This is a genomic window from Shinella sp. M31 (assembly GCF_049199205.1).
Taxonomy (GTDB): Bacteria; Pseudomonadota; Alphaproteobacteria; order Rhizobiales; family Rhizobiaceae; genus Shinella.
In genome coordinates this window covers 1-257 of record NZ_JBLZPH010000050.1, presented here as the reverse complement: position 1 = coordinate 257, position 257 = coordinate 1, and the positions used below count along the sequence as shown (strand labels likewise).

Genomic DNA, 257 nt, shown 5'->3' with positions numbered 1-257 from the left:
CGCAATCACCCTGGCAGAAGGGCACCGTCGAGAACACGAACGGACGGGCCAGGAAATGGCTTTCGAGGGATATCGATCCGCTCTCGATCAGCGAACAGGACCTGAAGGAAATCTGCGACCGGCTGAACACGACGCCACGCAAGTGCCTCGGCTACAAGACACCGGCCGAGGTCTTCCGCCAGAAGCTGCTCGCGCAGGTGCGATCGGGAGGATAGGATCAACGAGCCCGCAAGTCGCGCCTCGGCTTGAGCTCACAC

The 257-nt window shown here is 61.9% G+C and carries 1 protein-coding gene; it reads left to right on the top strand.

All coding sequences use genetic code 11. From position 1 onward, the window contains the following. Positions 1-215: transposase (locus tag ACOZKU_RS08125; RefSeq protein WP_421578445.1), on the top strand; the 215-nt coding region annotated here is incomplete at its 5' end. Positions 216-257: the final 42 nt, after the last annotated feature.